Origin of the sequence: Streptomyces sp. HPF1205 (genome assembly GCF_020400825.1) — a bacterium.
Taxonomy (GTDB): Bacteria; Actinomycetota; Actinomycetes; order Streptomycetales; family Streptomycetaceae; genus Actinacidiphila.
Window position 1 is genome coordinate 1 of the sequence record NZ_JAINVH010000044.1, and the last position, 12,535, is coordinate 12,535.

General features: G+C 74.0%; 10 protein-coding genes. 7 read left to right on the top strand and 3 right to left on the bottom strand.

Annotation, left to right across the window (positions count from 1 at the left end; genetic code table 11):
- The coding region (locus K7G61_RS32315) for a lipase maturation factor family protein (RefSeq protein ID WP_225850677.1) at positions 1 to 918 on the bottom strand (918 nt) is incomplete at its 3' end.
- 136 nt (positions 919 to 1,054) lie between these two features.
- Between K7G61_RS32315 and K7G61_RS36705 the strand changes: the two genes are divergently transcribed.
- The 4 genes from K7G61_RS36705 to K7G61_RS32330 all read left to right on the top strand — a co-directional run bounded on the left by K7G61_RS36705 (position 1,055) and on the right by K7G61_RS32330 (position 5,802).
- Complete coding sequence (locus K7G61_RS36705) at positions 1,055 to 1,183, top strand: hypothetical protein (RefSeq protein ID WP_263985131.1); 129 nt, start codon at positions 1,055 to 1,057, stop codon at positions 1,181 to 1,183.
- Between the two features lie 206 nt (positions 1,184 to 1,389).
- A complete protein-coding gene (locus K7G61_RS32320) occupies positions 1,390 to 3,465 on the top strand; it encodes a hypothetical protein (RefSeq protein WP_225850678.1) in 2,076 nt (691 codons plus the stop codon).
- Between the two features lie 106 nt (positions 3,466 to 3,571).
- On the top strand, positions 3,572 to 5,083 hold the full coding sequence (locus K7G61_RS32325; protein ID WP_225850679.1) for an ABC transporter substrate-binding protein: 1,512 nt from the start codon (positions 3,572 to 3,574) through the stop codon (positions 5,081 to 5,083).
- 140 nt (positions 5,084 to 5,223) lie between these two features.
- The gene (locus K7G61_RS32330) at positions 5,224 to 5,802 is read left to right on the top strand and encodes an RNA polymerase sigma factor (protein WP_225850680.1); all 579 of its coding nucleotides are present in this window, start codon (positions 5,224 to 5,226) and stop codon (positions 5,800 to 5,802) included.
- Between the two features lie 25 nt (positions 5,803 to 5,827).
- Here the strand turns inward: K7G61_RS32330 and K7G61_RS32335 are convergent, their stop codons facing one another.
- Both K7G61_RS32335 and K7G61_RS32340 read right to left on the bottom strand, forming a co-directional pair.
- The gene (locus K7G61_RS32335; RefSeq protein ID WP_225850682.1) at positions 5,828 to 6,793 is read right to left on the bottom strand and encodes an acetylxylan esterase; all 966 of its coding nucleotides are present in this window, start codon (positions 6,791 to 6,793) and stop codon (positions 5,828 to 5,830) included.
- Positions 6,794 to 6,899: 106 nt separating this feature from the next.
- Entirely contained in the window at positions 6,900 to 8,987 is a 2,088-nt protein-coding gene (locus K7G61_RS32340; protein WP_225850684.1) for a transglycosylase domain-containing protein, read from the bottom strand.
- Between the two features lie 329 nt (positions 8,988 to 9,316).
- Here K7G61_RS32340 and K7G61_RS32345 point away from each other — a divergent pair, with 329 nt between their 5' ends.
- The 3 genes from K7G61_RS32345 to K7G61_RS32355 all read left to right on the top strand — a co-directional run bounded on the left by K7G61_RS32345 (position 9,317) and on the right by K7G61_RS32355 (position 12,509).
- Entirely contained in the window at positions 9,317 to 10,708 is a 1,392-nt protein-coding gene (locus K7G61_RS32345) for a hypothetical protein (RefSeq protein ID WP_225850685.1), read from the top strand.
- A 134-nt stretch (positions 10,709 to 10,842) separates the two neighbouring features.
- Positions 10,843 to 11,571, top strand: a complete 729-nt coding sequence (locus K7G61_RS32350) for a GntR family transcriptional regulator (protein WP_225850686.1) — start codon at positions 10,843 to 10,845, stop codon at positions 11,569 to 11,571.
- Positions 11,568 to 12,509, top strand: coding sequence for a PmoA family protein (locus tag K7G61_RS32355; RefSeq protein ID WP_225850687.1), 942 nt, complete (start codon positions 11,568 to 11,570; stop codon positions 12,507 to 12,509). The genes K7G61_RS32350 and K7G61_RS32355 overlap by 4 nt, the downstream gene beginning before the upstream one ends.
- Positions 12,510 to 12,535: the final 26 nt, after the last annotated feature.

The following is a 12,535-nucleotide window of genomic DNA, read 5'->3' on the forward strand; positions in this document are numbered from 1 at the left end:
ACTGACCCACCCGCCACCCCCGGAGGTGAGGCGGGGACAGCGCCCGCCGGTCCGCGAGACGGCGCCGAGGCGCGCGGGCCCGGAGACGTCCAGCAGGCCGGTGCCGGCCGGCCCGCCCACCACGGACAGTGCCGGCACGACGGTCAGCCAGTTCAGCCAGGCGAAGTTGCCCGAGGCCACCAGCCACAACTGGGTGAGGACCATGAAGGCGGCGGCCACGCCCGCGGCGGGCCCCGGGACGAACAGCGCGAGGGGCGCGACGAGCTGCGCCACATGGTTCGCGGCGGTCTCCACCCGGTGCGCCGGCTTCGGCAGGTGGTGGAAGAACCAGCTCAGCGGGCCCGGCATGGGCTGCGTCTCGTGGTGGTGGTACAGGCAGGTCAGGTCCCGCCAGCACCGGTCGCCGCGCATCTTGATCAGCCCCGCGCCGAACTCCAGCCGGAACAGCAGCCAGCGCAGCAGCCACAGCACCGGGACCGGCGGGCCGACGGAGCCGTTGCCCAGGAAGACCGCGAGGAACCCGGCCTCCAGCAGCAGCGACTCCCACCCGAAGGAGAACCACGTCTGGCCGACGTTGACGATCGACAGGTACAGCGCCCACAGCGCCGCCCACATCGTCATCGCCGCCCACAGCGGGACCCGGTCGGCGGCACCGGCCGCCACGGCGGCCGACAGCAGCGCACCCGCCCACGCGACCGCGGCGAAGCAGCGGTCGCAGTAGTGCAGGTGGAAGACGCTGGGCGCGTCCCGGAACCGTACGGACGCCAGGTAGCGCGGCACCGGCATCAGGCCCCGCTCCCCCAGCAGCGGGCGGAACTGAAGGGCGGCGCACAGGAACGCCAGCAGGTAGATCCCGGCCAGGCCGCGCTGGAACAGCAGCCTGCCCAGCCAGTAGTCGGCATCCGTGAACCATTCCACGACGCTCTCCCCGCGGGCGGCCCTGTCGGCCCCAGGCTATCGGCTCGTCGCGGCCGGTCCCCGCAGCTCGCGCGGCGGGGCGTTTGCGCGCCGGCTGAGCGGGAACCCGCTGGGAGCCGATGGACGGAGGTGCGCCATGACCGAGCCGACCCCTTCCCAGGCCGAGGGCGAACGCGACGACGAGCCGGAGCACGCCGACATTCCGCACACGGTCCCGTCGCAGGCCGAGGGCGAGCGCGAGGAGGACTCCGAGGACGACGACTGAGACGACCCAGGCGCGTGGATCCCGCGCGGGCCCGCGGTCGGCGCAGGGGTCGGCCCTGCCCGCGGGACGCGGGCCTGCCCGTGGTGCGGCCCCGCGTCCCGCCGTGACCGCGGCCACCGGCTATCTGCCCCGACCCCCGTGCGCCCGCCACCCGTTCGTGGCACCATGTGGGCCCGCGTACACGGCGCTGAGGGGGGATCAGCAGCATGCCCGGCGCACCGGCCCGGCCACTGGGCATCGAGTCCATCGAGGATCTGGTACGGGACTGCTGGATACGTCCCGGAGGCGGCCACCGCGGCCGGCGGGGCCGGGACCTGCCGGTGGTGGTGCTGCTCGGGCGGCACGGCAGCGGCAAGACGAGCGTGCTGGAGTACCTCGCGTACCGTGCCTCGACCGCGCCGGTGGCGGGCCACGACTTCGCCTCCTACGCCCTGCGCCCCCACGAGGTGGCGGCCCGGCTGGCCTTCCGGCTGTCGATGAGGACCACGCACCAGCCGCGCCTGGCCTTCCCCCGCCTGGCGCACGGGCTGGTGGCCGCCGATCCCGAGTTACGGCTGGACACCAGCCGTCCCGGCCAGGCCCGCCGGCAGCTCGCCAAAGCGACGAAGGAGGCACGCCGGCACGACGTGGGGCGGCCGCTGGAGGCCCTGTCGGAGGGCGTGGGGCTGCTCAACGACTTCAACATCGTCCCGATCCCCGGCGTCGGCCTGCTGGCCACACTGCTGCTGCGCGGCCTGGGCCCGCGCGTGCTGGGCGCGGCCTCGCAGGCCGGCCTCGACTGGTACGCGCAGGTGGGCGGGCACGACCCGCTCGACACCCTGGCCGAGCTGAACCAGCGCGCCAGGAGCGAGGACCCGGCGGACATGGAATGGGTGGACCGGCTGCTGTGCGAGGCGTTCCTGTCCGACCTGCGCGCCGCGTACGACAGCAGGACCGGCGGTGCCCGCGACCGCAATTGCCTGGTGGTCCTGGACAACATCGACCACGGCGGCGGCACCCGTTTCCTGCGGCTGGTGCTGAGCGTCCGCGAGGCGCTGGCCGTCGCGGACGGCGGCTGCGATCCGCTGCTGGTGGTGGCGACCGCGTCGACCGCGCGTGCCGTGCCCGGCCCGTTCGACCCCGGGCCGGCCGGGCTGCGCATCCGTGAGGCCGGCCGGGCGGGCTACGCGGACTGGCGCGCGGGCGTCCCGCAGTCCCCGGCGGACGCGTCCTGGTGGTGGTACTCGGTGCGGCTGCCGGACCTGACGGCCGGTCAGGTCTCCCAGCTGGGCGTGGCGGTCGCGCCCCGGCTGCCGGAGGCGACCCCGCTGGTGCACCGGCTGACGTACGGGCATCCGTGGAGCGTGGTGCGGATGCAGCGGGCGGTGGCCCGGATGATCGACCGGCCGGACGCGGACACGGCGCTGCGCGGCATCCTGGACTCCGGTCCGGTCGACCGGGACGCCCCGGACCGGACCACCCTGCGCCAGGAGGCGCTGCACTACCTGTTCCAGAGCACCCAGCCGGAGCACCTGCAGGGGCTGGTGACGTGCGCCGCCGCCCGGGACATGGACGCGGCGGTCAACTCGCCCCTGCTGGACGGCTTTCCCGGCCGGGTGCGGGAGAAGCTGCTGGAGGAGGCCGCGGAGCGGCTGTGCCTGGTGCCGCCGTTGTCGGAGGACGCGGGCACCCGGGGCGGCCGCGGCTCGGGCTACCTGCCGGTCACCGGCCCGGCCGCCCATCCGCACCCGCTCCCCGACTCCCCCGTCCTGCAGCCGTGGCTGTGGCAGCTCCTGCTGCGGGAGCTGGCCGGGCGCGGACCCCAGGACCCGTACCCCGACTGGGACACCGCCCACGAGCGGCTGTACGACTGGCACAAGGGCCGGGACGGGCACCTGCTCGACACGCACTACCACCAACTGGCGCTCGGGCGCCTGGAGGAGGTGGTCTCCCGGCTGGACGCCTCGCTGCGCGCCCTGCCCACGACGGCGTGGCTGTACGAGCTGTACGCGATCACCGCGGCGCCGATGCGCGAGCCGGTGGACGTGGCGGTCACCGCCTCGCAGCGCGCGGACCGCCTGGCCGGGGAGCTCGCGCCCGACGGCTTTCGCCGCAATCGCGCGCTGACGCTGCTGGTCACCGCGCTGTGGCTGGCCGCCGATCCGCGCAACCGGCTGCCGAGCGCCCAGCCGGAGCTCAACTTCACGATCAGCGCCACCTTCCGGGACCTGGCGCTGCACGCGGACGCCAACGGGGCCGTGCTGCGGTCGGAGGCGGCGCGGTACGAGGCGCGCACGGCGTGACCAGGACTGCAGGGACTGCAGGGACGGCAGGGACCACCAGGACCACCGGAACCGCTGTCGTCAGCGGGACCGCCGGAACGACCGGGACACCGCAGGAGGTATCGCGATGAGCGCGCACGCCCCGTCCTCACCCGGCACCTGGGATCCGCCGCGCCCCTGGTGGCGGGGCTGGCGCGGGATCACCGTGCTGGCGGCCGTCCTGGCGCTGCTCGGGTCCGGCGTGTACTGGCTGACCCGGCCGGCCGGCACCCGGTGCGCGGACGGTGTCGCCAAGGTGGGCGCGGACCACGCGTGCGTGGGCCTGACCGACGGCTCGTTCTCCTTCTCCCCCGACCTCGACGGCGTCTTCGGCCGGATCCACGCGGAGAACCGGCGGGTCGCCGCGGCGGCGGCCGCGCCGGGCGGCACCCCGTGGGTCGGCGTGGTCTACCTGATGCCGATGGTGGCGACGGGAGCGGGCAGCACGTACAGCACCGACTCCATCAGGCACGAGCTGGAAGGGGCCTACCTGGCCCAGCAGTTGGCCAATCGCGGCTCCACGCTGCACATCCGGCTCTTCCTCGCGCACACCGGTTCCGACACCGCGCAGCGCGACTACACGCTCCGTCAGCTCGCCAAGCACCGGGACGCGGACCGCATCGTGGCGGCCGCGGGCCTGGGCACCAGCATCACCGCCACCCGGGACACGATCACGCGGATCACCGGTGACCTGCACATCGCCGCCTTCGGCTCGGTGCTCACGGCCGACAACCTGGCGGGCATACCGGGTCTGGTACGGGTGGCCCCGCCCAACGCCGACGAGGCGGCGGCGGCCGCCCAGTACCTGGCCAAGGGACGGCCGAGGGTCCTGGTGATCCAGGACACCCGCTCCGACGACCTGTACACCAGGACCCTCGGCCAGCAGTTCCTCGCCCACTACCCCAAGGAGCTGCTGGCCGGCCCGACCATGACGTACGACTCGACGAAGCGCGCGGTGGCCACCTACTTCAGCCAGCAGATGGCCACCTTGTGCCTGGAGAACCCGGACGTCATCTACTACGCGGGGCGCGGGGTCGACCTGGCCTCGCTGCTCACGCCGCTGGCCTCCCGCATCTGCGACAACCGCACCCTGCGCGTCCTGTCCGGGGACGACGTCTCCCAGGTCGCCCAGTCCCCGAGCGCCGACCAGGTCAGAAAGGCGCTGCAGCGCGGGCGGATCGAGCTGGTCTACACCGGGCTGGCCCACCCGGGCGCCTGGCAGGTGCGGCCGAAGGCGTACCTGCCCGCCGCCGTCGCGCCGTTCCAGCCCAAGGGCGAGTTCCGCGCCGACTTCCCCGGCGAGAGGCTCGACGACGGCCAGGCGATCATGGGGTACGACGCGATGGAGACCGCCAAGGCGGCCATCACGTACGCGGCCGCCGGCGGTTCCCAGGTGACGGGCGACGAGGTGATGCAGATGCAGTCGCTGCTGTACGGGGCCAAGGCGGTGCCCGGCGCCAGTGGCATGATCTATCTGGACAACCCCGCCAGCCCCGGCGCGCCGCGCGACAAGGCCATCCCGATGGTGAGGTTCGGGCCGGACGGATCGATCACCACCCTCGCGGTCTCCTCCAGCACGGGCGCGCCGCCGGACGCGTGAGGGGGGCTCCTTTCGTTCCGCGGGCCCATAGGCTGGGCCTATCGGTTCGATGACGGATCGGTGTTGGACATCGCGCCGATACGGCGGGAAGATCTGATCGATCATCGATCGGTGCTGAGCCACGGGACGGGGAGATCAGCATGAGCACGGCGGTCCAGCCTTTCCACGACGTCACCGCGCGGGGCGGGGAGCGCTTCGAGCACGAGGTGCTGCCCCATCTCGACCGCGTCTACGCCGGAGCGCTCCGGCTGACCGGCGGCGACCGGCCCGCGGCCGAGGCGCTGGTCCAGCGCGCGTTCGAGCGCGCCTTCCGGGACTTCCACTGGGCCCGTCCCGCGACCGGGGTGCCGGCCTGGCTCTACCAGCACCTGGTCGGCGCATGGTTCGAGCGGGAGCCCTACGGGCGCGCGCCGCGCGGGGCCACCGCTTCCGTCCCCGGGGCCACCGCCGCCGGCCTCCCCCGGGCCGGCGGCGTCCGGGCGGACGGCGGGCTCCCCTGCGGTCCCGGCGTCCGCGACGCGGTGGACGAGGTGGTGCGCGAGGCGATGGACGCCCTCGCCCCGATCGTCCGGTTCACCCTCTACCTCGCCGACGCCGAGGGCTACTCCAAGCACGACATGGCCCGCATCACCGAGGTGCCGCCCGGCATCGTGGAGGCCCGGGTCCACCGCGCCCACGCTCAGCTGGCGGACCGGCTGACGCGGTGGCTCGGCCGGTGAACGGCGGGGCCGCGCCGGCCGCCGGTCACAGGTAGGCGGGCAGCCGGCGCAGCTGGACCGCTTCCTGGAACGCGCCGCCGCCCTCGTGGTCGTTGAAGTCGTAGACCTCGATCGTCTTGTCCTCGTGCGCCCAGGCGTTGAAGGCCGCGAAGACCGTCGACGGCGGGCAGGTCTGGTCCTCCAGCGCCACGGAGAACACGGCCGGGGCCCGGCCGCGGGCCGCGAAGTGGACGCCGTCGAAGTAGGACAGCGTGCGCATCACCTGGCCGGTGCGGCCGCGGTGCGCCTTGAGGTACCGGCCCACCTCCCGGTACGGATCGCGGTCCGTGATCGTCGTCGCGCGCGGGAAGTCGCACAGGAAGGGCACGTCGGGCGCGATCACGGCCAGATCGGGCACCAGCCCGCCCACCGCTATGGTGATGCCGCCGCCCTGGCTGCCGCCGAGCACGGCGGTGCGCGCGGCGTCGGTCAGCGGGTGGGCGCGCGCCGCCTCCACCGCCCGTACCGCGTCGGTGAACACCCGCCGGTAGTAGTAGGTTTCGGGGTCCTCTATCCCCCTGGTCATGAAGCCGGGGTGGGCGGGCGCGCTGCCGACCGGGTCCGCGGTGTCGCCCGGAGCCCACCCGCTGCCCTGGCCACGGGTGTCCATCACGAAGTGCGCCCGGCCCGTCGACGCCCACAGCAGGTGGGTGTGCGGCAGGCTCCGCCCGCCGCCGTACCCGATGAACTCCACCACCACGGGCAGCGGGGCGGTGGTCGCGGCGGGCAGCACCAGCCAGCCCTTGACCGGGTGGCCGCCGAACCCGGCGAAGGTCACGTCGTACACCTCGACCGTCGACAGCCCGGTCTCGACCGGTTCGAAGCGTGCGTCCAGGTCGAAGGCGCGGGCCTCCTTGAGCGTCGTGCTCCAGAACGCGTCGAAGTCCCCGGGCTCGGTGCCCGCGCTGCGGTAATCGCGCAGCTCGTCGAGGGAAAGGTCGAACAGGGCCATCTGGGACCACCTTGTCGTGAGACGTTTCGCGTGGTCACACGGTAAGCGACCGGCGCCGGCGCCCGGAACGGGCGCCGGCCGGGCCGGCCCCACGGCCGGCCGGTGCTCAGCGCGCGCCGGCCATGTAGCGGGTCCAGATCGCGGTCGGCATGTCGCTGCCGGGGCGCGAGGCGGGCCGGCCCTGCGTCCCGGTCAGCGGCAGCAGCCGCTGGGTCGGGGGGTCGATGCGGAAGACGGTCACGACCGTGGCCATGCGCGCGTCGTAGCCGGCGAAGGACGCGGAGGTGTTGCCGGGCGCCGTACCCGGGACCCCGGCCGGGCCCGGTCCGGCCGCCGCGGCCTTCCGGCCGGCGCCGGAGGTGACGCTGTCGCGCAGTGCGTCCGTCACCTCGGCGGCGACCTGCGAGGAGAACGGGTGGGTGACGGCGGGGGCGGGCAACGGGATCCGGTCGCCCCCGTGGGTGACGCGCAGCACCGAGTACGGTTCGGTGTGCGTGCCGCCCGCCGCGAAGGTCGAGTACGCGGCGGCCATGCGGATCGGGCTCGGGGTGGCGGTGCCGAGCGAGAACAGCGGGACCTGTTCGCCGAACCCGCTGTGGGGGAGCAGACCGGCGTCCACGGACGCCTGCCGCACCCGGTCGATGCCGACGTCCATGCCCAGTTGCATGACGGGGCCGCCCACGCCCTGGGCGATCGCCTGCCGCAGCGTGATCTCGCCGTAGGAGCGCTTGCCCTCGTTGGCCGTGCGGACGATCCTGCCGTCGCGGCTCCAGTAGGGCCCTTCGGGGGTCCGTATCGGCACGTGGTCGTCGCCGTCGTAGAGCGAGTCCGGGGTGACCGGCGCCCTGGGGGCGTCGCGGGCGCGCACGACGCCGTCGCGCAGGGCGGCCGCGTACACCAGGGGGGCGTAGGTGGTGCCGGCCGGGACGACGGAGATGTTGGCGTCGTCGAAGCCCTGGGTGACGTAGTCCGGGCCGCCGTAGAGGGCCAGGATGCGGCCGTCGGTGGCGACGCAGGCGGCGCCGACGCGGACGTCGCGGTCGGCGCGGCGCGTCGCGGGGCGCAGGTCCGCCATGCCCTGCTCGACCGCGCTCGCCAGCCCGTCGACGTCGGGTTTCCGGAAGGTCGTGTAGATCTGGTAGCCGCCGAGGTCGAACCGGGCGTCGGAGATGCCGCTGTGCTCGGACAGGTACGTGCGCGCGGTGTCCACCAGGTAGCCGGTCTGCCCGCTGAGGCCGGGCGGCCGCGGCGGCGGCTCGGGTTCGGGGAAGACCGTGTACCTGGCGCGTTCGGCGGGTGAGAGCCGGCCGATGGCGACCATGCGGTCCAGCACCCACTTCCAGCGGGCCACCGCCCGGCGGTGGTTGGCCGGGCTGATCGCCGGGTCGTAGAGTCCGGCGCCCTTGAGCAGCGAGGCGAGGAAGGCGGCCTCACTGGGGTTCAATTGCGAGACGTCCTTGCCGTAGTAGGCCTTGGCCGCCCGCTGGACGCCGTAGGCACCGCGGCCGAACCAGCTGGTGTTGAGGTAGCCGTCGAGGATCTGCTGTTTGCTCACCTTGTTGTCGAGCTTGATCGAGATGAAGATCTCGTTCATCTTGCGGGAGAGCGTCTGGGCCTGGTCGAGGTAGACGTTCTTGACGTACTGCTGGGTGATGGTGGAGCCGCCCTGCACGTCGCCGCCGGTGGCCATGGCGCTCAGGGCGCGCAGCAGGCCCCTGGGCGAGACCCCGTGGTCGTGGTAGAAGCCGGCGTTCTCCGCGGCCAGCACCGCCCACTGGACGGACGAGGGGATGCGGTCCAGCGGCATCGCCTGCCGGTCGACCGGGCCGACCCGGGCCATCTCGGTGCCGTCGGCCCAGTAGTAGACGTTGTCCTGCTGGGTGGCGAAGGCGTTGAGGTCGGACGGGATCGCGGTGCGCTCGTACGCGTAGCCGATCAGGCCGGCCAGGGCGAGGACGAACCACACGCACGTCAGGAGGATCTGGCGCGGGGAGGGCAGCCAGCGCCGTATCCCGGTGCGGTCCGGTCGGGGGTAGCGCGGCCGCAGCCGGCGCAGGCCGCGCCGGACCGCTCGCGGCAGGCGGCCGGCCGGTAACCGGATCGCCCCCCGTTCCCGCGCCGTCCGTCCTGTCCGACCCGCCGGGCGCGCCTGCCGTATCCGCCGCGCCGCGGCCTTGAGCCGCCGTGTGAGCATCCGCATCCTCGCTGCAACCGCCGTGCCGCAGCCGCGGGCCGCGGCTGCCGTGCCTGAGCCGGGAACCCGCCCGGGCTCCCGCGCGGCTCAAGCTAGGCAGGGTTTTGGGCGGTTGCTGGACCGGATCGTCACGGTCCTGCAACAGGCGGGGCCGCGGTGTTGACGGCGGTGGGTCCCGACGGAGCCGGGCAGCCGGGCGCCACGGCCGTTACGCATCCGTGATCCTTTGGGCCAAGGACCATCATGCGCGGACCGCAGAGTGGGCGGCCGGCGCCGGCGCGGTTCCTCCCGTCGGCGCCTTCGCCCCGTCGTCCGACCAGGAGACCTGCATGCGTTCATTACGGCAGCGGATATGGCAGCCGATACTGCAGCGAATACGGCAGCCGATGACCGCGTCCGGGACCGGCGCCCGCCCGCGCCTGCGCCTCTACGTGCTGTGCGGTCTGCTGTGCGCCGGTCTGCTCGGCGCGATCGCCGCGGTCTCGGGCGCGGCGGGGTCCTCGGGCGGCGGGGACGACTCGGCGGCCGGGGGCGGGCGGCACGGGACCGGGCCGGCCCCGTCGGGCGGCACCGCGGCCGGGGGGAGGCGGCCGGCGCCCGAGGGGGCGGCCCGGGCGACGGCGCCGACGCCCACCGGGGACGGCAGGAACAAGGTGATCGGGGACGGCTCGACCTCCTACACGGGGCCGCAGCCGCACCAGTTGAAGCCGCAGAAGCTCAAGCCCGGTGAGAGGCCGCCCCAGTTCGTGGTCTTCTCGTGGGACGGCGCCCTGGAGAACGACGACCACCTCTTCTCCCGCTTCCGCGAGGTGGCGAAACGGAACAACGCCCATATGACGTTCTTCCTCAGCGGCATGTACCTGCTGCCGAAGGCCAAGCGCACCCTGTACCACCCGCCGATGCACTCACCGGGCTCCGCGGCGATCGACTTCCCCACCGACCGGCACATCCGCTGGACCCTGCAGCAGTTGCGGCTGGCCTGGGAGGACGGCGACGAGATCGGCACCCACTTCAACGGCCACTTCTGCGCCCCCGACCCCGGGGGCGGCGGCAACTGGACCACCGAGGACTGGCTGAGCGAGATCGCGCAGGCCAAGTCGTTCGTCCGCGACTGGAGGACGAACACCGGCTTCACCGACATCGCGCCGCTGCCCTTCGACTACGACCAGGAGCTCGTCGGCGGCCGCGCCCCGTGCCTGGAGGGGCAGAAGAACCTGCTGCCGGCCGAGAAGTCGCTCGGCTGGCGCTACGACGCGAGCTCGCCAGGCGACTTCCAGCAGTGGCCGGCCAAGAAGGACGGGGTCTGGGACTTCCCGCTGGAGCTGGTGCCGTACCCCGGCAAGGACTTCCAGGTGCTGTCCATGGACTTCAACTTCCTGTACCACCAGTCCGGCGGCGACGTCACCCAGGGCGACCCGGCGAAGTACGGGCAGTGGGAGCAGCTCACCCGGGAGGGCTACCTCAACGGCTTCGAGCGCGCGTACCACGGCAGCCGCGCCCCGCTGTTCATCGGCAATCACTTCGAGACGTGGAACGGCGGCATCTACATGCAGGCCGTCGAGGACGTCGTCAAGGACGTGTGCACCCGCCCCGGGGTGCGCTGCGTGTCCTTCAAGGAGCTGTGCGACTGGCTCGACGCCCAGGACCCGGCGGTCCTGGCCGCGCTGCGCGGCCTCGACCCGGGCGAGTCACCGGACTGGTCGACGTTCCTGCGGAAGTGACGGCCCGGGGCGAAGCGCCGTCTCGGGGAAATACTTGGCCAAGGACGTTGACGGGGGGCGAAAGACGCGCCTACGTTCATCGCGTACTCTTCGTACGTCATATATGAGACGCGACACCGGAAGATCTGGATCCCTTGACACAGGCAGCGGCCCCGAGCCCGATCCCCTCGCGCACCCAGTACGTCCTGGAGGCCATCAAGCACCGCATCCTCACCGGCCAGTTGCGCCCCGGGCTGGCGCTCGTGGAGGCCGAACTGGCCCAGCAGTTCGGCGTGTCCAAGACGCCGGTGCGCGAGGCGCTGAAGACGCTGGCCGGTTCGGGGCTGGTGGTGATGAACCAGTACAAGGGTGTCGCGGTGCGCACCGTGGACGCCGCGATGGCGCACGAGGTGTACGACGTCCGGCTGCTGCTGGAACCGGAGGCGCTGCGGCGGACGGTGAGCCGGGGCGCGTCCCTGGACGCCGCGCGCGAGGCCCTGGCGCGGGCCGCGGATGCCGGTGACCGGGCCGAACGCAGCCTGGCCAACCGGGACTTCCACCGGGCGCTGTACCAGGGCTGCGGCAATCCGCTGCTCGCCCGCATGCTGGACGACCTGCGCGACCAGGCGGCCCTCGTGTCCAGCGTCGCCTGGGCCGCCGTACCCTCCTGGGAGGGCGAGGCGCTGGAGCACCACCAGATCCTCACGCACGCGCTCGACGGCGACGCGGAGGGCGCGGCCCGTCTGCTGCACGACCACATAGCGGACTTCGTGGCGCGGGCCTTCCCCGACCCGCGGGAGGCGGCGCCGCCGCCGGCCCGCACCGGGCAGGACGCCGGGCCGCCGCCCGCGAGCGGGGACCGGCCGGAAACCGCGGAGCGATGAGCGCGGCACCCGAGCCGGGCCGGCCCGCCGCCGCCCGGTCCTCGGGCCCGCTCGCGGCCGACCTGGAACTGCGGGCCGACGGACGGGTGGTGTGCGGTTACGCCGTGGCGCCCGCGCTCGCGCAGCGGTTGTCACCGCGGCCTTTCCTGCACCCGGTGTTCACACCCGGCGGCACATGTGTCACCGAGGTGATGCCGGACGACCACCTGCACCACCTCGGGGCAGGCGTGGCGGTGCCCGACGTCGAGGGCGCGAACTTCTGGGGCGGGCGCACCTTCGTGCAGGGCCGCGGCCCGGTGGAGCTCGGCAATCACGGCGTCCAGCGGCACCTGAGGTTCCCGCGCTGCGGCGCCGAGGGATTCGAGGAGGAGCTGAGCTGGCGGGCCGGCCAGGGCGGACCGGGCGGACCGGGCGGACCGGGCGGACCGGGCGCCGAGGGTACGGAGCTGCTGCGGGAGCGCAGGACGGTCGCGGTCGGCGGGCTCACGACCGGCGCGTGGGCGGTGGACCTCACGTTCGCGCTCACCAACACCTGCGGGCGGCCGCTGTCGATCGGCAGTCCGGCGACCAACGGCCGCCCCGGCGCCGGCTACGGCGGCTTCTTCTGGCGGGCGCCCAAGGAGGCGTCGGCGCCCGCCGTCTTCACCGCCGACACCGAGGGCGAGGAGGCGGCGCACGGCCGGCCGGCCGACTGGCTGGCGCTCGTGGGCGCCTCGTGGACGCTGGTGTTCGCCGGGGGCACGCCGCCGACCCGCCTCGACCCGTGGTTCGTCCGCGCGGCCGAGTACCCGGGCGTCGGGTCCTCGCTGGCCGCGGCGCGCCGCCTGCCCGTCGCCCCCGGCGAGACGCTGGTACGCAGGGTCGTCACCGTCGTCGCCGACGGACGCCTCGACCGGGCCGCGGCCGCCGCCCTGGCGGCGGACGCGCTCGCGCGGTGACGGGGCGGCCGGTCACGCGCCGGCGC